We start from the raw sequence: 19,943 nt of genomic DNA, 5'->3' as shown, positions 1-19,943 counted from the left end.
TCGCATGGTCACCTGGACCGTAGCGCGCGCCCGGGGGCGGTGAGGCGGGTTTCGGGTGTTGCTCGTTGTTGCTCGGCGCCGCAACAGGGAGCAACAGCCCGGGTACTGGCCGTCGCTTCGAGGCCTCCGGCACCGTGGTGCTCCCGCCCCGCGGCCGGGCCCGGATACGGCGGGCCGCCGTCGGCCGCTGGCTGTGTCGCGGCCCGGGGCAGGGGTTCCGAATTCCGCGTGTTTTCCTGGGGGTTGACCATGCATGTCGATGTGGCTGTCGCGGGCGCCGGGCCGGCCGGTCTCGCGTGCGCTCGCACGCTGTTGAACGAGCAGCCGGGGCTGCGGGTCCTGCTGCTGGAGGCGGGCCGCGCCTACCGGCGGCGGCCGTGCCCGGTTGACTGCGGGTTCCACTGCACGGGGTGCGCCGGGGTGTGCAACGTGATCAGCGGGTTCGGCGGCAGCATGCACTACGGGGACGGGGCCAAGCTCTCCCAGCTTCCCTCGGGTCGCCGGCTGACCGACCACCTCGGCGGCCTGCGCGCCGATGAGCTGTGCCAGCAGGCGTACGGGTGGCTCACCGGGGCGCTCACCGTGCCGCCGGTGCTGGTGGGGCAGGCCGTCTCCCCGGGGGCGGTGGCCGCATTCGCGGCGGACGGGCTCGCGCTGCGGGAGTACCCGGTCGCCGTGCTGTCCGAGAGCGGTCTGCGGACCGTGATCGAGTCCCTGCACACCGAGCTCGACGGCCGGGCCATCTTGTGGCACGGCAGCGAACTGACGGGGGCGGAGCTGGACCGGGCGGGGATGCGGCTGACGGTCCGCAACGTCGCCGGGGTACGGCAGGTCACCGCCGGGCGCCTGGTGCTGGCCACCGGCCGCCGGGGCGTCACCGCCACCACCCGCCTCCTCGACACCCTCGGCATCCCCTCCCAGCCGCCGGACATGTCGGTCGGGATCCGGCTGGAGATGCCCGCGCCCCTGCTGGCCGCGATCGGCGCCGAGCACCCCGACGTCAAGGTCACCCAGCACCTGGACGGGCGCCAGAAGGTCAAGACGTTCTGCTTCTGCGGCGGCCCGAACGGCGGCCGGATCAAGTTCACCCACTACCACGACGCCTTCGGTCCCGGCGGGCCGGTGATCACCCTCGACGGCCACGAAACCCTCGAACGCCACCAGCCGGACGGTCACCGGCATCTCGCGGCGAACTTCGGCCTCCTGTGCCAGGCCACCGGCCGCGGCACACCCGCAGCGGCCCTCGGCTCCTTCCTCACCGGCTACCGCGAGCTCAGCGGCGGACGGCCCCTCGTCCAGAGCCTGCGCGCCTTCCTCACCCGCACCGACACCCCCGCCTCGTGGGAGGAGATCCGCACCCGCCTGTCGTTCGACCCGTCGGTCGCCGACCTCGTCGCGGGCCGGGTCGACCGCCTGTTCGCCGACGCCGAGCACGCCGCGCTCGCCACCGGCTTCCGGCGGCTCATGGACTCCATCCTCCGCCACTCCGGGACGCTGCTGCCCGACTCCGGACTCGACGACATCCTCGTGATCGGGCCCGAGCTGGAGTCCCTGTGGGCCACCCCGCCGCTCGACGACGGCTTCCAGGTGCCCCGGGGGCTGCCCCTCCACGTCACCGGGGACGCCGCCGGCATCGCCCAGGGCATCGTCCAGGCCGCCATGACCGGCATCGCCGCCGCGAACGCCATCACCCGCACCCACACGCTCGCCGGAGCCACCAGGTGACCCCCTCCCGTACGGGGCTGGACGCCCTGTACCCGGACGGGGCCTGGGACCTGCCCGTCAGCCCGCACCTGCCCGTGCCCCGGCGCGCGGCCCCGCCGCCCGAGCGCCACAACACCCGCGGACGAGGACCTGCCGACGAACTCCTACTACGGTGACGGCGCCCCCATCCCCGACGACGTCGTGGCCCACCTGCGCCAGTGCTACCGCGACGCCTCCACCCGCTTCGACTGGCAGCGCCACGACATCCTGGTGGTGGACAACATGCTCGCCGCCCACGCCCGTGAGCCGTTCACCGGCCCGCGCAGGATCGCGGTGGCGATGGCCGAGCCGTCGCAGCTGGCGGCAGGCTGAGCCATCGTCCGTCCGCGTGTTCCGCCGGCCTCACGGGGAGGAGGCCAGCGGGGCCAGCACGCGCGGGCGCCGGCAGTGGTGCACGAAGGCCGGCGGCAGACAATCCCATGCCGTGCGGCCGGCCACCACCTCCTCGAAGGACACCCCGAGCATCCGCCGGAAGTGCCGTTCCTCCGCCCGGAACCGCGCGTACAGCGGGCCGGGCGCGGTGAACGCCCCTTCGGGGCTCAGCACCTCGCGGACCGCGGCGAGGGAGGCTCGCCGCTCCGCATGCGGCAGGCCCGCCCAGGACCGTCCGGCGATCACCACGTCCGCCACCGCGATCCCCCGCCCGGCAAGCACACCGGGCAGGGACGCGGCGTCGGCGGTGACGACCTCGACGTCCGGGAAGCACAGGCTCAGGCGGGCGGCCCGCACCGGGTCGGGCTCGACGGCAAGGTGCCGCCCCCGACCGCCCAGCAGCTCCCGGACCAGGGCGGTCACCTCGCCCTCGTACGGGTCCAGCTCCACGACCACGGCCTGTCCCGACTCGGGCACCGGCGCGGTCAGGGCCATGGCGATCCGGCGGGGGCCGGACGCCGCGGTGCGGGCCCGGGGCCCTCGGCGCCGGAGCCCGCCGGGCAGGATGGCTCGATCGCTGATCACAGCGCTGGCCTCTCGCGTTGTAAGGGAGTGGGCGCGGGGTGCCGGGGCACGGCGGGGCATGCCCCGGTACCGGGCGGTCACTCGCGCATGCCCGCCAGTTCGACCGGCCGGACGCGCAGCGCGAACGACGCGGGCAGCACGGAGGCCACTGTCGCGAGCAGGGCGCTCACGCCGATCACCGCGGCGACCGTGCCCCAGGGCACGACGACGTCGGACCAGACGTCGAGCAGGCCGAGGGCGCTCCACACTCCGAGCAGGTTCACTCCGGCGATCACCGCCCCGAGCACCGCGCCGACCGCGACCACCACCAGGGCCTCGGCCCCGACGAGCCGCAGCACCTGCGCCTTCGTGGCTCCCATCAGTCGCAGCGAGGCGAGTTCGCGGACCCGGTCCGACGTCGCCATCATCAGGGTGTTGGCGAGCGCGATGCCCGTGTAGACCAGGGCGATGCCGAGGATCATCCACAGGCCGAGCCGGGTGTTCTCGCTGGAGCGCGGGTAGTGGGCCTCAACCCACCGGTCGCCCGTCAGGAGCTGGACTCCGGTCGCCTTCGCGGCGGCGTCGAGTGCGGCCGCCGCGCTGTCCGCGCCGTCCCGGGGCAGCGCGAGGTCGACGCGGTCGACAGGGGCGCCGGCGGCGTTGCGCTCGGTGAGGTAGACGCCGTTGCTGCCGGTGCCGGTGGAGAGCACCGCCGCGATGCGCAGGTCCGCCTTGCGGCCGTCGCCCAGCCAGACGGAAACGGTGTCCCCCACCTTCGTGGTCAGCCACTCCTCGTTGACGACGATGCTGTCGTCGTCGAGGTCGGCGAGACGGCCCGCGACGACCGGCAGGTGGGAGACGACCGCGTGCGTCTTCGGATCGACCCCCTTGGCCTCGGACTTGACGAGGGCGACCCCCTCCTCCAGGACGGTCACCCCGGTGGACCGGGTGGCGCTGACGGTCACGCCGGGGACGGCCCCGGCGCGCCGGACGAACTCGTCGGGCAGCGCGCGGCCCTCCCCGCCCGCCGTGGCGATCAGGTCCGCGGTGATCTGCTCTCGCGCCTCGTCGGCCTTCGCCTCGCTGATCGTGGCGGTGGTGCCCATCAGGGAGGCGGCGAGGGCCACCGTGATGATGACCGGGGCGGCGACGGCGGCGGTCCTGCGGATCCCGGCGGACGCGTTCTCCCGGGCCAGCATCCCGGTCGGACCGGGCAACCGGGCCGGCAGCCAGGTCAGCAGCCGGATCAGCGGCTTGACCAGGACCGGCGCGAACAGGGTGAACCCGACGATCAGCAGCATCGGCTGGGTGATGTAGGTCTTCCGCTTCAGGACGTCGCCCGGGCTGTCCAGCAGGGCCAGGGAGAGCAGCCCGAGGCCGGTCGCGAGGACCGCGCCGCCGATCAGCCAGCGGCTGACCGGCATCGCCCGGGCGTCGACCGCGGACTCGCGCAGCGCCTCCGTCGGACCGACCCGGCCGGCCCGCCACGAGGAGACGACCACCCCGCTCAGGGCGACGAACAGGCCCGTCCAGAACGCGGTGTGCAGCGGCCACGTCTGCTCGCCGATCCGGAACCAGGCGGGGGCGATGCCGGCGTCGGCCATCCAGGCGGCGAGCCGGGGCGCGCCCGCCGCGCCGAGCCAGCAGCCGGCCGCCGAGGCGAGCGCCCCGATGACGAACGCCTCGATGAACACCATCCGCCGCACCTGGGAGGGGGTGGCACCGGCGGTGCGCAGCAGTCCGAACTCGCGGCGTCGCTGGGCGACCGCGAAGGAGAAGGTCGAGGCGACGACGAACACCGAGACGAAGCCGGTGACGCCCGCGGCCGTGCCGAGGAGCGCGTTCACCGAGACCAGTGCCTCCTCGTCCCGGTCGGGGTCCGGGTCGGCGCGCCGGCGTCCGTCGCCGGTCAGTACGTCGAACCCGGCGCCCACGGCCGCCTCGACCCGGTCGGCCGGGGCGTGCACGGCGACGGCGTCCACGTCGGGGGAGATCCGCGCGGCCTCGGCGTCGGTGAAGAACAGTGCGTTCTCGAATCCGGCCGACGCGACCGTCCCGACGACGGTGATCTGCTCGGACCCGCGGGCGGTGGCGGCCTGCACCCGGGTGCCGGGCCGCAGCGCGTCCCCGGTGGCGACGGCTTCGCCGGGCGCTGAGGGGGCGCGTCCGGTGGTCAGTGTGTACGGGGTGAGCGCGGCGACCGACCAGGGGTGGCCGACCGTGTCCTCGCCGAGTCCGGGGCCCGACACGGGGAAGCTGCGGTCCTCGACGACCTTGCCGAGCGCCGCGAGCTTCTCGGTGACGGCGGCCGGGACCGGCGCGGGGTCGGTGATCGTCTGCGTACGTTCCCCGATGGGTGTGTCGGCACGGACGAGGTCGGAGGTCTTCACTACGACCGGCGCCTTCACGAGCCGCTCGGGCCCGCGGTCCGGAGCGCTGAAGGTCGCCGCGAGGGCGAGCCCCGTGGTGGCGATGAGGCCGACGCCGAGGGCGAGGGCGATGAACGAGCCGATGAACGTGACCCAGCGGGTCCGCATTCCCTGCAGAGTGAGCTTCAGCACGGGAGGGCCGCCAGTCCGGTCATGTGCGCGGCGACCTGATCGGCCGTCGGGGCGAACAGCTCGTCGTGGACCCGGCCGTCGGTGAGGAAGAGCACCCGGTCCGCGAAGGAGGCGGCCACCGGGTCGTGCGTCACCATGATGACGGTCTGTCCCTGGTCGACCATCTGCCGCAGCAGCGTGAGGACTTCACGGCTGGTGGTGGTGTCCAGGGCGCCGGTCGGCTCGTCGCCGAAGAGCACTTCCGGCCGGGTGACCAGGGCGCGGGCGAGCGCCACCCGCTGCTGCTGGCCGCCGGACATCTCACTGGGCCGGTGCCCGGCGCGTTCGCGCAGGCCCACCTTCTCCAGTACGTCCAGGACGTCGCTCCGCCCGGGGCGGCGGCCGGCGAGCCGCAGCGGCAGTGCCACGTTCTGCTCGGCGGTGAGCGAGGGCAGCAGGTTGAACGCCTGGAAGACGAAGCCGATGCGGTCCCGCCGCAGCAGCGTGAGCTTCTTCTCGCTCAGCTTGCTCAGGTCGGTCTCCCCGAGCAGCACCTGGCCGCTGGTCGGCCGGTCCAGGCCCGCGGTGCACTGGAGGAAGGTCGACTTGCCGGAGCCCGAGGGCCCCATGACGGCGGTGAACGTACCCCGGGGAATGTCCAGGGAGACGTTGTCCAGGGCGGTCACGGCGCTGGCGCCCTTGCCGTAGGAGCGAGTGACCGAACGGAGTCGGACGGCTGCTTGATTCATGGTGTCCACTCAATCGGGCCCGGAGCTGGCGCACATCGCAGCCGGGCGGAGTCTTCGGGGTGGAGATAGCTCCACCCTTCTGTGCACGGTGGCCGCCCCGGGCGGGAAGGGCGGTACCCGAAGGCGACAGGAACTTGCGTGGGCAGGCTCCTGCCGTCGGCCCGGGCGGAACACCGCGGCGCCGGCCTGCACCATGGAGGAACGGACACGGCCACCGCAGGTGGCGGGAGGGCGGCTCGGAATGACGGTCATCAGCAGGGGAACCGGGGAAAAGTGGTTCCGGAGGTACCCGGCGCGGAGCGGGGCGCCCCGGCTGCGCCTGGTCTGCCTGCCGCACGCCGGCGGCACCGCGACCCTGTTCCACGGCTGGGCGGGGCTGCTGCCCGGCGGGGTGGAGGTGCTGGCCACCCAGTACCCCGGCCGCCAGGAACGGTTGGGCGAGCCGTGCGCCTCGTCCATGACGGAGCTCGCCGACGCGATCACCGACGCCCTGGAGCCCGAACTCGACGCCCCGGTGGTCCTCTTCGGCCACAGTCTCGGCTCGGCCGTCGCCTACGAGGTGGCCCGCCGCCTTGAGGACCGCCACGACGTCGTCGCCGAACGGGTGGTCGTCTCGGGCCGGGGAGCCCCGCACACCGAGCGGGCCGGCGGCACCGTGCACCTGCTCGACGATGAGCACCTGGTGGCCGCGGCCCGCCGGCTCGGCGACATGGGCTCCGTCGTCTACGACGACCCCGACCTGCGTCCGCTGCTGCTGCCGTCGCTGCGCGGCGACTTCCGGATCATCGAGTCCTACCAGCCGCTCGACGTGACCCCGCTGCACGCTCCGGTGACGGCCGTCGGCGGCACGGCCGACCCGGGCTGCACCCTTCCCGAGCTGCTGTCCTGGTCGGCGCTGACTACAGCGTCGTACGAGCACCGGCTGTTCCCCGGGGACCACTTCTACCTGGTCCCGCAGGAAGAGGCGCTGGTGCGCTTCCTCGCCGAGCGGCTGTGACCCGGACGTCGCCGGCCACGGCGGGCCCGCCCGAAGAGCCCTGGACAGGCCCCTCTGCGGCACGGGCGGCCCGGGTGTGCTCGCTGCGGGCCGTGAGCAGCAGCGGCAGCGACGTGGTCAGCAGCAGCACGACCGACGCGCAGGCCAGCACACCCGAACCGCCCCACTTCTCCCAGGAGCTCCCGGCGAGCAGCCCCATCCCCACACAGCAGGGCGACCACAGCAGCGCGGCCAGCACCGACCACCCCAGGTACGGGCGCCAGGGCACCTGTACGGAGCCGCACAGCGCCGGGACCAGGGTGCGCAGGCCCCCGTTGAACCGGCCGAGCAGCACCGCCCGGCCGTGCCGGGCGCCCACCGTGGCCAGCGCCAGCCGGTAGGACCGCGAGCCGGTAAGCCTTCCGGGGAGGGCGCCCTCCAGCCGGTCCCCCCAGCGCCGGCCCACCCCGTACCCGAGCGCATTGCCCGCCAGAGCCCCGGCCACCGCCAGCGCGAACACCCCCGCCACCGGCAGCACCCCGTGGTGCACGAGCACCCCGCTCGCCACCAGGGCGGTCTGCGAAGGGAACAGCATGCCCACCACCGGTACCGCGGGCTCCACCGCGGGCAGCAGGAACACGATCACCAGCGTCAGCCAGACGGGCACGACCGCGAACATGGCCTCCGGCGAGAACATCCCGGTCCCCTCCCCCTTGTACAGGAGCGGGCGGCTGCCCACTGCCCCCATCCGACCCCGCGGCACCCCTCGCGCACATTGCACCTGGTGGCCGTCCTTACGGGGAGCCCGCTACCGGTCCGATGGTGGAGCTGGCTGGGTGGTCCGGCGCGATACGGGCCTCATATCGTGCCCCCATGCACTCACCCAGCCTCTGGCAGGCCCTGCACCAGCGCCGGTACCTCCGGAGCGGCTGGCCCTGGCGCTGCGCCCTGTACTTCCTGACCAGCGTGCCGCTGGGCGCCGCTCTGCTGGCCTGCCTGCTCGTCCTCGCGCTGGCCGGCAGCCTGCTGACCGTGGTCCTCGTCGGGGTGCCTCTTTTGCTGACACTGGTCCTCGCCGGGCTGCCGGTCGCGCATGTGGAGCGGCGCCGGCTGCGCCTGATCGACCCGGCCGTACCGCTGGCCGACGCCCACCAGGACCCGCCACGCACCGGGCCCGCCGCCTGGCTGCGCACCCGCCTCCAGGAGCGTTCCACCTGGCGGGAGTTGGGATACGCCCTCCTGTTCGGCTGCCTCCTGTGGCCCTTGGAGGCAGCGGTCATCGGCACGGTCCTCGGTGTGAGCGGGGGGCTGATCTCCACCCCCCTGGTCATGGCCACGGCCGGCGGCGGCGAGGAGGCGCGGGTCATCAAGCTGTGGCTGGTCCACTCCTACCCGGCGGCGTTCGCCGTCGCCCTGGCCGGGCTGCTCCTGCTCCCCCTGCTGGCCTACCCGCTCGGCCTGCTCGCCGTGGGACGCGCGCAGCTCACCCGCCTCCTGTTGGACGTGTCACCCCCTCAGGACGACCTGCGAGTGCGGGAGTTGAGCCGTTCACGGATGCGTCTGGTGACCGCCTTCGAGGCCGAGCGCCGCCGTATCGAACGCGACCTGCACGACGGCGCCCAGCAGCGGCTGGTCTCCCTGTCGATGCGGCTGGGCCTGGCGCGCCTCGACGCCCGCGAGGAGCCCCTCGCGGGGCTCCTGGCCCAGGCCCACGGTGAGGCCCAAGCCGCCCTGGTAGAGCTGCGGGAGCTGATCCAGGGCATCCATCCCCGGGTGCTCACCGACCGAGGTCTGGCTGCGGCCATCGAGGACATCGCCGACCGCTCCCCGGTCCCCGTCGACCTCGATCTCGACCTGCCCCACCGGTTCCTGGAAGCGGTCGAGTCCGCCGTCTACTTCGCGGTGTGCGAGGCGCTGGCGAACGTCGCCAAGCACAGCCGCGCCACCCGGGCCACCGTCGACGCCCGCGTCGACCAGGGCCAACTCGTCGTCCGAGTACGGGACAACGGTGTCGGAGGCGCGGATGAGGCCGACGGCACAGGGCTGGAGGGGGTCGCGGATCGCATCTCGGTCCTGGGCGGGCATTTGCTAGTGTCCTCACCGTCCGGCGGGCCCACGGTCTTCCGCCTCCTCGTGCCCTGCACCCCGGCTCCGGACCGCCGACTCGACGCCCCGCCGGCCCGATAGCCCGATAGAGGAACCAGATGTTGCGCATCGTGTTGGCCGAGGACAGCGTGCTGCTGCGCGAGGGCCTCGTCGGGATCATGGAGCGCTTCGGCCACCAGGTCCTCGCCGGTGTCGGTACGGCCGACGAACTCATCGCAGCCGTCGCGGAACACGACCCCGACATCGTCGTCACCGATGTGCGGATGCCGCCCGGCTTCTCCGACGAGGGGCTGCGGGCCGCACTGCGGCTGCGCGAGAAGAACCACCGCATGCCCATCCTCGTCCTCAGCCAGTACGTCCAGCGCGCCTACGCCGAGGAGCTGCTCGACTCCTCCGACGGCACACACGTCGGCTACCTCCTCAAGGAACGCGTCGGAAACGTCGAGGAGTTCGTGGAAGCCCTCCAACGGGTGGCCGCCGGCGCGACCGTCGTCGACCCCGAAGTGGTGCGCCAGCTCCTGCGCCACCGCCGCGACCCCCTGGCCAAACTGACCCCCCGTGAGCAGGAAGTCCTCGCGCTGATGGCCGAGGGCCAGTCCAACGCGTCCGTCGCCGCGTCCCTGCACGTCAGCGAGGGCACCGTCAGCAAGCACTTCGGTTCCATCCTCACCAAACTGGACCTGAGCCTGTCCGACGCCACCAACCGCCGGGTACTGGCCGTCCTGGCCTACCTGCGCGGCTGACCTTCCGGGACAGCATGACAGTGGCCCCGTCGTCCGGGTCCGCTCAGTCGACGAGCCAGCCCCGCTCGGCCGCCAGCGCACCCAGTTGGAAGCGGCTACGGGCCCCCAGACGGTTCATCAGCGCCGCCGTCACCCGGCGGCTGGTGCGCACCGACACCCCCAGCTTGCGGGCGATCACCTCGTCGGTGAGGCCGGCCGCGAGCAGTCCGAGCACCGCGCTCTCCTGGTCGGCGAGCGCCCCGTCCCGCTCCCGGTCCCGCTCCTCGCCGAACCGCGCTGCCCGCTGCCACACCTGCTCGAACAAGGACTGCAGCGCGGCCACCGGCCCCGGGCTGGACAGCAGGAAGGCTCCCGCGTCCGGTGCGGCCGGGTCGATCGGCACGAGCGCCGTGCGCCGATCCCAGATGATCACCCGGAGCGGCAGATGCGGAACCGTCCTGACCTCGGCCCCCTGCTCGACCAGCCACTGCGCGTACTCGCTGGTGGGCCGGTCGTTGCGGATGCTGCCCTGGTAGACGTAGCTGACCCGGGCCGACCGTTCCAGGAGCAGCAGATCGAGCGGCTGGGACGAGGCGAGGACGTCGCCGGGCTGCGCGCCACCGGGCACGAACACCTGGATCTCCTCCCGGCACTCATGACACGCCTTTTCCACACAGGTCTGCACGGCGTCGATCCCGCGCAGTTCCCGCACGGATGACACCGGCCCGCTCTCCGATGCACTGCGGTATTCGTCGACCAGGTTCTCCGCCGCGAGTTTCGTCTGCGTGAGAATCTGCTGCCGCCGGAGCAATTCCCTTTCCTGTGCGTCGATCAGAGTTTGCAGTCCGACTTCAGGATCCACCAGCCGCCGACTGTCCCGGTGCTCGTGCGAGGGCCGCACGAGAGAGAGGCAGAAGAGTTCATCGAGGGCGTTCGAGGCCCGGTCGGCCGACCAGCCGAGGCGTGCGGCGAGCGCGCCCGTCTCCGCTCGCGGCTCCTTCAGCAGAGCGCGGTACACGCACGCGGCGTCCGTGCCGAGCCCGATCTCCGTGAGCACTCCGGCCTCCAGTCGTCGATTGGTACGCGCAGCGTATGCCGACCTCCTTTTCACCCATTTTCACGAGCATTTCCGTGCTTCGAAATCGAGGAAAAATAGGCTCGAAAGTCCAGCTCCGTAAGGTTCAGCTCAGAAAACGAAACAGCATGAACGGCCGATGCGGCGTTCAACGAGGGGGAAAAATCCAGATGCGTAACAAGAGCGCGTTCCTTGCGGCGGCGACCGGTGCAATCCTGCTGAACGTCCTGCTGCTGGCCAATCCGGCCGCCGCCGCCGACGGCGGGAACGAGCGCGACCTTCCCTGGACTGCACCGCCGGCGCGCCCGGTGGAGCTGGTGCTCGACACCGCCCTGGACGTCGTCGCCCCCCTGAGCGGCGAGGTCGACGGCGACCTGCCCTGGACCCGCTGATCGGCGACGGCTGAGCCGGCGGCGCAGAAGCGGCGCGTGATCGCCAAGCTGAAGCAGGCCCTGGGGACGCGCGGCCCGAGCCGGTGGTCCATGCCCACCGCCTTCGCTACCATCTCCACGTCCCCGCCCGTCAGCTCGCAGAGGGTGGCGATCTCGTTGATGAAGCTGATCTTCGTCGCCAACAAGGCGTTCGCCGCCATCTTCGACATCTCCGCCGACTCGACGTCCATCACCACCACCGGACCGTCCACCCCGGCGTGCAGCTCCCCGATCAGCCGGGCGGTCTCCGCATCGGAGGACCCGATCACCACCCGGTCCGGCGCCAGGAAGTCCTCCACCGCCCGTCCCTCCGCGGTGAACTCCGGATTCGACGCGTACCCGACATGCCCGAGACCCGCCCGGTCCAGCGCCGCCCGCACCCGTGCCCCCGTCCCCACCGGCACGGTCGACTTCACCACCACCGCCCGCAGATGCCCGGCCCCCGCCAGCGAGTCCACCACCGACCACACCCGCGACAGATCCGCGTCCCCGGCCGCGGACGGCGGCGTGTCCACGCAGACGTAGGCCACCTCCGCCCCCGCCAGCGTCTCCTCCAGCCCGGTGGTGAAGACCAGCCGCTCCTTGTTCCGCGCGATCAGGTCCCCCAGCCCCGGCTCGTGGATCGGCACCTCGCCCGACCGCAGCAGCCGCACCCGCTCCGGCTGGATGTCCCGCACCACCACCTCGTGCCCCAGCTGCGCCAGGCACGCCCCGGTCACCAGACCGATGTACCCGGCACCGAACACGGCGATCTTCCGCTGCTGAACTTCCCTCTGCACCACTTCGGCAAATCCGATCTCACGACGATGGAAAACGGGCGAAAACACTCGCCGCTCGGGCGTCGCTGCCCGGCGGATACCCGCCCCGGCCCGGCGAGCGTACCGGCCCGCGACGACCCGCAGCAGGAACACGGCCGACCACCGTCGAACGTCTGTGCGGGGGATGAGCCCGGCCCGGGAACACCCCGTAGACCCTGACGGCGATGACACACTGACGCAAGTCAACTGCACGGTAAAACAAGGGACGATGACCCGATGAACGCCACACCCGACACGGTGGCCGTCCGGACCGGCGGCTGCCACTGCGGGCAGATCTAATTCACCGCCAAGGGCGCGCCGGACTACCCGCACACCTGCAGTTGTCCCGACTGCCCAAAACGCGGCGGCTGCCCGATGATGTCGTGGGTCGCCTTCCCCCTCGACGGGTTCGCCTGGACCGGCGAGGGTGGTGAGCCGAAGTGGTACGACACCTTCCCTGGCCAGACCCGGCGTGGCTTCTGCCCCGACTGCGGCAGCCACATCGCCGCCTTCGACTACGGCGATGTCCGGATGGGCGTCAACCTGCCCGCCCTCGACCACCCCGACGGCGACGATCTCGTACCCGTCAACCAGTCCTTCCGCGACACCGCGGTGTCCTGGCTGCCCCAGGTTCCCGACACCCAGCGCACCACCACCGGCTGACCCGGCCCGGCCTCCGGACCCGGACCGGACGGGCACAGCCACAGGCAACAGGCACCGGATGGTCAGAGCTCCCCAAGACGACCGGCGCCGCCACCGGGGGCGAGCTTGATGCGGGTGTAGAACTCGGTGCCGAGAATCCGGGCCCGGACCGGCTCGCCGAGACGGTCCAGGAGAGCGGGAAGAGGTCTTGGCCGCTCCAGCTGGCTGCGGTGCGCGCGGATCGCCGCCCACTTCCGGCCCATCTGCGGCGTCACGTCGACCGTGGCGGTGACGTACGCGTCGGGCACCGTCAGCAGGCTCTTGCCCACCCCGGCGAGCAGCGGCGCGAGGTCGCTGACACCGGAGTCCGGGTGGGTCACCGCGTACAGCGCGCCGACCGTCCACGGCTTTCCGGCCTCCGGGTGAAGGCCCGGGAGTGCTGCGGCTTCGACGGCGAGGACGGTCGCCTGGTGGGTGCGCCGGTGGTCGGGGTGCCCGGTCATCTGTCCGAGCGCGTCGTGCCCGATGACGATGTCAGGCTGGAACTGCCGGATCTCGGCGACGAGCCGGGCGATCACTTCGTCGAGCGGTGCGTCGACCAGCCGGACCCGGCCCGGTGCGGCGTCCGGGTTGCGGGCGTCGCCGTAGCCGAGCATCCGCGGCAGGCTGGCGCCGAGCACGGCGAGGGCGTCGGCGAGCTCGGCCGCGCGAGGGCTGTCCGATGCCCAGGTGGCGGTGACAACCGCGGTGCGGCCCCCGGAGGCCGCGTTCCTGGCCAGGACACCCTCGGGGAGCAGCGCTTCGTCATCGGGATGGGCGAACACCCCAGCACCGACGGCATGGGCAGGGACGGTGGCGGGGTGGTGGCGGTCATGGCGAAGGGATCCTCTCCGGACAGCGTTCGGGAACTGGGGCGTGCCGGTTCGGGGACGGCGAGTGGGCCGGATGCATGCTTCGCGTGGACGGTACCGGTCAGCCGGTGGTGTGGAGTGGTGGAGGGCGGCCTGGAGGGTCTGCCCCGGGGATGCGGAAGCCGGTGTCGATGACGTGTCCGCGCGCGTGCCCCCAGTCGGTGGCGGACCGCTGGCAGTCGTCGGCGCCGGTACGTCCGGGCGGCCTCGCTGCGCACCGGATCATCGGGATACTCCCGGCCGTCCTTGATCCGGGTGCTGCGTCCGGACCTGTGCCGGGCATGTGGACGGTGTGCACGAGGCGGAGGCCGGCGGGGCCGGAGACGAGCCCGGCCTCTTGCGGGCCTCGTGGACGACGCAGGCCCGGACCGATTCGGCCGCACTCGGTGCGGGCGGCGAGGATGTGCCGCAGCCCGCAGCCCGCAGCCCGCAGCCCGCAGCCCGCAGCCCGCAGCCCGCAGCCCGCAGCCCGCAGCCCGCAGCCCGGGTGCCCGCCGCCGAATGCGGCGTCCGCCCGCCCACCGACCTTTGGGGCTGATCATCCAGCGCGCCTCGGACCGGGAACCCCCGCAGGCCGTGCCCGGCGCCGATGTGTACCCCCGTAGCACATCGGCGCCGTCCGCGGCCGGCCCTGGTACGGGCAGGGCAGCGCTCCGTCCCGTACCGGACACCCCGATCCAACCGTGGTGTCCTCTGCGTCGCCAGGAAGTCTTCACCGGCAGACCCAGCGGCGTAATTCTGCCGGGAAACACCGACCCCGGCCGCCGGGGCGGACAGTACGGTAAGGACCGAGCCGGACACCCAGGGAGCCGGGCACGGCTTCGGCACGACCGCACGGATCGAGGGGGCACGGCCATGGACACCAGGCCACCGGCAGTAGGGGAGCTGGGGCGGGAGTTACGCGCGTTACGTCTGCGTGCCGCACTCAGCCAGGAGGAACTGGCCCATACCGCCGGACTGAGCGTACGTGCGGTCGCCGATCTGGAGCGAGGCCGTTCCCGGGGCCCCCACCGGCGGACGGTACTGGCCCTCGCCAAGGCCCTGGAACTCGACACCACCGCCGCCGGGCGGCTGGAGGAAGCCGCGCACAGGGGCCACGCCCGGCGGGCCGACCTCCGCACCGCCGACGCGGAAGGCCCGCCCCACGCGCCGCGCACTGCTCCCCCTTTTCAGTTGCCGCCCGCCATGGCCGACTTCACGGGCCGCGCTGCCCTGGTGCGGGAGCTGAGCGAGCATCTCACCGCCGCCGGGACGGCGATAAACACGGTGACCATCACCGGCACCGGCGGTATCGGCAAGACGACCCTGGCCGTCCAGGTAGCCCACCGGGTGCGTGAGCACTTCCCCGGCGGACAGCTCTACACAGACCTCCAGGGCGCGGGAAACCAGCCCGTGGCAGCGGCCGCGGCGCTGGGCTCGTTCCTGCGCGCGCTCGGCGTCCGCGACGATGCGATCCCCGACTCCCTGGAGGACCGCACGGCCCTCTACCGCTCCCTGCTGGCGGGCCGCCGCACCCTCGTCCTCCTCGACAACGCCCGCGACGCCGCCCAGGTCCGGCCGCTGCTTCCCGGTACTGCCAACTGCGCCGTCCTGGTGACCAGCCGGGCCAGGATGACCGGCCTGGAAGGCGCCCGGCCGGTGGACCTGGAGGTACTCACCCCCGGCGAAGCCCTGACGCTCTTCACCCGGATCACCGGCCGGGACCGGGTGGCCGCCGAGCCGGAGGCCGCCCGTGCCACCGCCGCCGCCTGCGGCTTCCTGCCGCTGGCGATCCGGATCGCGGCCTCCCGGCTGGCCGCCCGCCGCACCTGGACCGTCTCCGTCCTCGCCGCGAAGCTCGCCGACGAGCACCGCAGAATAGACGAACTGGCCACCGGGGACCTGGCCGTCCACGCCACCTTCACCGTCGGATACAGCCAGCTGGAACCGGAAACCGCCCGCGCCTTCCGGCTCCTCAGCCTCCCCGACGGCCCCGACATCTCCCTCGACGCCGCCTCCGCGCTGCTCGCCCTGCAGCCCCCGGCCGCCGAGGCCCTGCTGGAATCCCTGGTCGACACCTCACTCCTGGAACCCGCCGCCCCCGGCCGCTACCGCTTCCACGACCTCGTCCGCCTCTACGCCCGCTCCCGCGCCGAACAGGACGAACCAACCGACACCACCAGAGCCGCGCTCCTGCGACTGCTCGCCTTCTACCTGGCCACCGCCACCCACGTCTACACCGCCGAGGAGCCCGGCTGCTGGCTGCCACGCCACCTGGAGCACGCCGACCACCGCGGACTGCCCTTCCCCGGCCGGCACGAAGCCCTGGACTGGCTCTGGGCCGAGGCGGACACCATCCTGGCCTGCGCCCGCCAGTCCGCGGCCGACGGGCACCTCCGCCACGCCGCCGACCTGCTCTGGGCCGCCCATAAACTCGCCGAATCAGGCACCAGCTCCCTCCAGTACGAAACCGCCGCACGCGCCGTCCTCACCGCCGCCCGCACTGCAGGCGACCTGCGCAGCCAGGGCCGCGCCCACACCGCTCTCGCGGCCGTCCATATGACGGCGGGCCGCTACGGGGAGGCCGACGAGCACGCACGAGCGGCCGAGTCCCTCGCCCGGCACGCGGATGACCCGACGTGCCTCTACTGGGCCGTCAACGACCAGGGAATCAGCGCCTTCAACCAGGGGCGGATCGACGACGCCGGACACTTCTTCCGGAAATCTCTCGACCACTACCGCACGACGGGCAACAAGGTGTCTGAGGGTAACCTCCTGTGCAATCTCTCCCGCGTGAACCTCACTCAGGGCCAAACGGACGAAGCCCTCCAGCTGGCCCGGCGAGGACTCGGCATCCTGCTCCAGCAGGGAACCCATCTGCGCGTCGCGAATGCCCGCTACTCCCTCGGCATCGCGCTGATTAAGGCAGGCCGGCACACACAAGCCCTTGAACAGCTCCAGCAAGCACTGAAGGGTTTCCAGGACAGCCGGGAACGACTCTGGGAAGGCACCACCCACGTCCGCATCGCCCAGGCCCACCTCCCGCACAACCCCAAGAACGCACTCCACCACGCCGAGACAGCCCTCACCCTCGGCTGCGTCGGCGGCGACACCATCCACGCCTGCGCCCTCCTCACCCTGGGGCACGCCCTGGACTCCCTCGGCCACCCGGCCCCCGCCCGCGCCCGCTGGCGGGAGGCCCTGGCTCTGTGCGCGGGCCTCGGCACCCCCGAGGAGGCGGAGGCCTGCGCCCTGCTGGCGGACAGCGGGCGAGGCACCCCTGGTTGAGCTGATTCCTCCTGCTCCATGGCAACGGCACGCGTTACGGCATGGAGCTTTTACCCGAGGGCATCACACTTGCCGACATGTGGTCTGTGCCGAGATCACATACCGAGAAGAGACGCTTGCCACCGGTACCCCGGGTCCGCTCCGGGCCGCTGCCCGGCGCGGTGGCCCGTCCGGCTGGACCGGCTGCCGAAGCCGTCCCGTTCCGTGTGCCTTGGCCGCGCGGAGCGGCTCCAGCCCGCCCCCTCCGGGTGCCCTTCCTGGGGCATGGCGGTGCCTCACCTCCGGTACTCCAGGGCAGGTATCTCCCTTCCCGGTAACGTGCGGCATTCCGCTGATCCGCCATGGAATGGCCATGACCTGCGGGTGCATGGCTGAATTGGGCTGGTTTATACGGGACGGTATTACCTCTTCGGGTGAAGTCTGATCAGAGGTGTTCTGGGTGAACGTCACTGCGGGTGACGATGCCTGGTGTATATGACTCGAACCCGGCAGGCGCGGAGGATGCCGGAACCCGGGGCCGTGGACAGTGGGGGAATGCCGCTGCACTGAATCTGTCGGCCGCCAGGGGCGGCTCGGTCATCGGGCGGCACCTTGGTGCCGAATTCCGCCACCGGAAGGATCCGTCATGGCGGCGATGCAGGTTTGGGGAACCGTCAACGGCGACGGCACCATCGCGTCCGGAACGGGATTCACGGTCACGAAGACCGGCGCGGGAGAGTACGTCATCACCTTCAACGCGAAGTTCGAGAACCAGCCCGCGCCCACCACGACTCTCTACGGGGCTACCAGATCCGGGCTAACTCGGTCATCCGCAGCATCACGAAGGAATCGTTCAAGGTCGCCACGGGAGACGCCGAGAACAACCAGAACGACCGGGCGTTCACGTTCATTGTGATCGGGTAGGAAGTCCGGCCTCAGCGGCCCGCGCGCCCGGCATCGGCGGACCGCCGCTGCCCGTTTCACCGTGAAGGAGTGATGCCCATGAGAACGGTCGTGAAGGTCACCGACGCGGACTTCGACGCGAAGGTGGTCAGGGCCGCCGGGCCGGTCCTCGCCGTCTTCCGTGCCGAGTGGAGTGACGTGTGCCGGGTGACGTCCATGTTGGCGGCGAGCATCAGGGCCCGGAGTTGCGGCGGAGGCAGTGAAGAAGGATGGGGGGAGCTCGGCCTCGGCGATGAGGCGGCTGGGTTCCCGCCGGACCGGCCGAGCCGGGCGGACAGGTTGAGCCGTAGTCGTGGCCAGGTCGAGACCGGCATGGCCCGGTTGTCGCGGGGGTATCGCCCGGTGTGGATCGGTTCCCAGTCTGTTTCATGGGGAGGCAACGAGTGAGTGACATTCGGTTCGCCTGGCTGGAGATCACGGGGAAGTGCCAACTTCTCTGCGAGCACTGTTATGCCGACTCCGGCCCTCACGGTAGCCACGGGAGTATGAGGCTGGAGGACTGGCGCCGGGTGATCGGGCAGCTCTCCGCCCAGGGCGTCACTGCGGTGCAGTTCATCGGTGGCGAGCCCATGCTTCACCCCGGCCTTCCCGGCCTGATCGGGTACGCGCTCGACCGCGGGCTGCGGGTGGAGGTGTTCTCCAACCTCGTCCACGTCCCCGAAGGGCTCTGGCCGGTACTGGAGCGGGACGGGGTCTCCCTGGCGACCAGCTACTACTCGGATGACCCGGCCGAGCACGCCGCCGTCACCGGCCGTCCGAGCCACGCCCGGACCCGGGCGAACATCGCCGAGGCCGTCCGCCGGGAGATCCCCCTGCGAGCGGGCGTCATCGACGTACGCGAAGGACAGCGGACCGTCGCCGCCCAGCGGGAGCTGGAGACGATCGGGGTCCGGCAGATCGGCACGGACCGGCTGCGACAGGTCGGCCGAGGCGGACGTGAGTGCACGCCCGACACCTCCCAGCTCTGCGGTCACTGCGTCTCCGGGGTGATCGCCGTGTCCCCCGACGGCTCGGTGTGGCCGTGCGTGTTCTCCCGCTGGCTGCCCGTCGGGAACGTGATGGACACCGCCCTGGCCGATATCCTGGCCAGCCCCGGAGCCCAGCGGGTACGGGAGGAGCTGGCGGCCGACTTTGCCGCCCGCGAGGTGACCATGGCGGACGGGAAACCGAAGCCCCCGCCGCCGTGCGACCCGAAATGCGGGCCGGCCTGCGGACCTGCCTGCAACCCCTCCTGCTGGCCCACCGGAGCGGGTCCCTGTACGCCAAAAGGGGGCTGCCAGCCGAACTACGACTAGGAGCAACGTGTTTGTCGACCGGGTCTTCGTACCGCACGGGCTGGCCCCGGACCGCGCTGAGCGTGCTCGGTGGCCGTTCACGGTGCCTGCGGTCGCGCAGCTCCTCAACGAGGGGCTGACCTTCATGCGGCCGGTGACGTTCCTGGTCGGGGACAACGGCTCGGGGAAGTCCACGCTGGTCGAGGCCATCGCGGAGAGCTTCAAGCTGGACGCGTACGGCGGGCGCCTGGCCCGGGTCCACGGGCGGCCCGATCCGACGAGGACCCCGCTGGGTGAAGTGTTGCGCGCGGACACAACCCGGGCCGGGGCCCGGATGCTCGCCGGCCCTCGCCGGAGCAAGAAGGGCTTCTTCCTCCGGGCCGAGACCGCGTTCGACATGACCGAGAACCTCGGCGGCGTCCCCGGGTACTGGGACGAGGACACCAGCGCCATGAGCCACGGCGAGGGCTTTCTCACCATGTTCCGGGCCATGTTCGACGCTCCCGGCTTCTACGTCATGGACGAGCCCGAGGCCGCGCTGTCGTTCACCGCGTGCCTCCAGCTCGTCGGGCTGATGCACCAGCTCGGCGAGCGCAGTGCCCAGGTTGTCTGCGCCACACACTCGCCCATCCTGGCCGCCACGCCTGGCGCGGACGTTATCGAGGTCGGCGACCACGGCTTCCGCCGCACCGCGTGGGAGGACCTGGAGCTGGTCGACCACTGGCGCCGCTACCTGGGCAACCCCAACGCCTACCTCCGCCACATCGTCCCGTGACCACCACCCCGGGCCCCGACGACGTCACCGAAGCCG

At 72.2% G+C, this 19,943-nt stretch carries 15 protein-coding genes and 2 pseudogenes; 10 read left to right on the top strand and 7 right to left on the bottom strand.

Annotation, left to right across the window (positions count from 1 at the left end; genetic code table 11):
• Positions 1-249: 249 nt before the first annotated feature.
• Both CRV15_RS30415 and CRV15_RS30410 read left to right on the top strand, forming a co-directional pair.
• Positions 250-1,725 (top strand): DNA polymerase subunit beta, encoded by a 1,476-nt coding sequence (locus CRV15_RS30415; protein ID WP_009999130.1) that lies wholly within the window; start codon positions 250-252, stop codon positions 1,723-1,725.
• Positions 1,726-1,845: 120 nt separating this feature from the next.
• Positions 1,846-2,076 (top strand): annotated as a pseudogene (locus CRV15_RS30410) (TauD/TfdA family dioxygenase); the annotation flags it as partial.
• A gap of 30 nt (positions 2,077-2,106) precedes the next feature.
• Here the strand turns inward: CRV15_RS30410 and CRV15_RS30405 are convergent.
• The 3 genes from CRV15_RS30405 to CRV15_RS30395 all read right to left on the bottom strand — a co-directional run bounded on the left by CRV15_RS30405 (position 2,107) and on the right by CRV15_RS30395 (position 5,989).
• Positions 2,107-2,721 (bottom strand): ribose ABC transporter ATP-binding protein, encoded by a 615-nt coding sequence (locus CRV15_RS30405; protein ID WP_009999129.1) that lies wholly within the window; start codon positions 2,719-2,721, stop codon positions 2,107-2,109.
• A 77-nt stretch (positions 2,722-2,798) separates the two neighbouring features.
• Positions 2,799-5,261, bottom strand: a complete 2,463-nt coding sequence (locus CRV15_RS30400) for an FtsX-like permease family protein (protein WP_003963121.1) — start codon at positions 5,259-5,261, stop codon at positions 2,799-2,801.
• Positions 5,255-5,989, bottom strand: coding sequence for an ABC transporter ATP-binding protein (locus CRV15_RS30395; protein ID WP_029183243.1), 735 nt, complete (start codon positions 5,987-5,989; stop codon positions 5,255-5,257). Before CRV15_RS30395 ends, CRV15_RS30400 begins: the two co-directional genes overlap by 7 nt.
• Before the next feature lie 241 nt (positions 5,990-6,230).
• On the opposite strand from CRV15_RS30395, the gene CRV15_RS30390 reads away from it, so the two are divergent.
• Positions 6,231-6,986 carry a thioesterase II family protein gene (locus CRV15_RS30390; protein WP_009999126.1) on the top strand — a complete coding sequence of 252 codons (756 nt, stop codon included), beginning with the start codon at positions 6,231-6,233 and terminating at the stop codon, positions 6,984-6,986.
• On the opposite strand, the gene CRV15_RS30385 is transcribed toward CRV15_RS30390, so the two are convergent.
• Entirely contained in the window at positions 6,889-7,713 is an 825-nt protein-coding gene (locus CRV15_RS30385) for a DedA family protein (RefSeq protein ID WP_003963119.1), read from the bottom strand. The genes CRV15_RS30390 and CRV15_RS30385 overlap by 98 nt on opposite strands.
• A gap of 125 nt (positions 7,714-7,838) precedes the next feature.
• Here CRV15_RS30385 and CRV15_RS30380 point away from each other — a divergent pair, with 125 nt between their 5' ends.
• Positions 7,839-9,152, top strand: coding sequence for a sensor histidine kinase (locus CRV15_RS30380; protein ID WP_003954329.1), 1,314 nt, complete (start codon positions 7,839-7,841; stop codon positions 9,150-9,152).
• A gap of 17 nt (positions 9,153-9,169) precedes the next feature.
• Positions 9,170-9,814: a response regulator transcription factor gene (locus CRV15_RS30375; RefSeq protein WP_003954328.1), complete on the top strand. Its 645-nt coding sequence runs from the start codon at positions 9,170-9,172 to the stop codon at positions 9,812-9,814.
• Positions 9,815-9,857: 43 nt separating this feature from the next.
• On the opposite strand, the gene CRV15_RS30370 is transcribed toward CRV15_RS30375, so the two are convergent.
• Positions 9,858-10,850 carry a helix-turn-helix domain-containing protein gene (locus tag CRV15_RS30370; protein WP_009999123.1) on the bottom strand — a complete coding sequence of 331 codons (993 nt, stop codon included), beginning with the start codon at positions 10,848-10,850 and terminating at the stop codon, positions 9,858-9,860.
• A 166-nt stretch (positions 10,851-11,016) separates the two neighbouring features.
• A complete protein-coding gene (locus CRV15_RS30365; protein WP_003963116.1) occupies positions 11,017-12,210 on the bottom strand; it encodes a nucleotide sugar dehydrogenase in 1,194 nt (397 codons plus the stop codon).
• A 201-nt stretch (positions 12,211-12,411) separates the two neighbouring features.
• Between CRV15_RS30365 and CRV15_RS30360 the strand changes: the two are divergent.
• Positions 12,412-12,759 (top strand): annotated as a pseudogene (locus CRV15_RS30360) (GFA family protein); the annotation flags it as partial.
• Between the two features lie 62 nt (positions 12,760-12,821).
• Here CRV15_RS30360 and CRV15_RS30355 read toward each other — a convergent pair.
• Positions 12,822-13,562, bottom strand: a complete 741-nt coding sequence (locus tag CRV15_RS30355) for a PIG-L deacetylase family protein (protein WP_003954324.1) — start codon at positions 13,560-13,562, stop codon at positions 12,822-12,824.
• Positions 13,563-14,504: 942 nt separating this feature from the next.
• Here CRV15_RS30355 and CRV15_RS30345 point away from each other — a divergent pair.
• The 4 genes from CRV15_RS30345 (at position 14,505) to CRV15_RS30325 (ending at position 19,907) form a co-directional block, all read left to right on the top strand.
• On the top strand, positions 14,505-16,916 hold the full coding sequence (locus CRV15_RS30345; RefSeq protein ID WP_003963115.1) for a tetratricopeptide repeat protein: 2,412 nt from the start codon (positions 14,505-14,507) through the stop codon (positions 16,914-16,916).
• Between the two features lie 981 nt (positions 16,917-17,897).
• Positions 17,898-18,245 (top strand): YbbN family protein, encoded by a 348-nt coding sequence (locus CRV15_RS30335; RefSeq protein ID WP_009999118.1) that lies wholly within the window; start codon positions 17,898-17,900, stop codon positions 18,243-18,245.
• Complete coding sequence (locus tag CRV15_RS30330; RefSeq protein WP_230864323.1) at positions 18,227-19,153, top strand: radical SAM/SPASM domain-containing protein; 927 nt, start codon at positions 18,227-18,229, stop codon at positions 19,151-19,153. The genes CRV15_RS30335 and CRV15_RS30330 overlap by 19 nt, the downstream gene beginning before the upstream one ends.
• 7 nt (positions 19,154-19,160) lie before the next feature.
• A complete protein-coding gene (locus CRV15_RS30325) occupies positions 19,161-19,907 on the top strand; it encodes an AAA family ATPase (protein WP_003954317.1) in 747 nt (248 codons plus the stop codon).
• Positions 19,908-19,943 lie beyond the last annotated feature (36 nt).

Origin of the sequence: Streptomyces clavuligerus (assembly GCF_005519465.1) — a bacterium.
In the GTDB taxonomy this organism is placed as follows: domain Bacteria; phylum Actinomycetota; class Actinomycetes; order Streptomycetales; family Streptomycetaceae; genus Streptomyces; species Streptomyces clavuligerus.
This window is presented reverse-complemented; position numbering and strand designations above follow the sequence as displayed.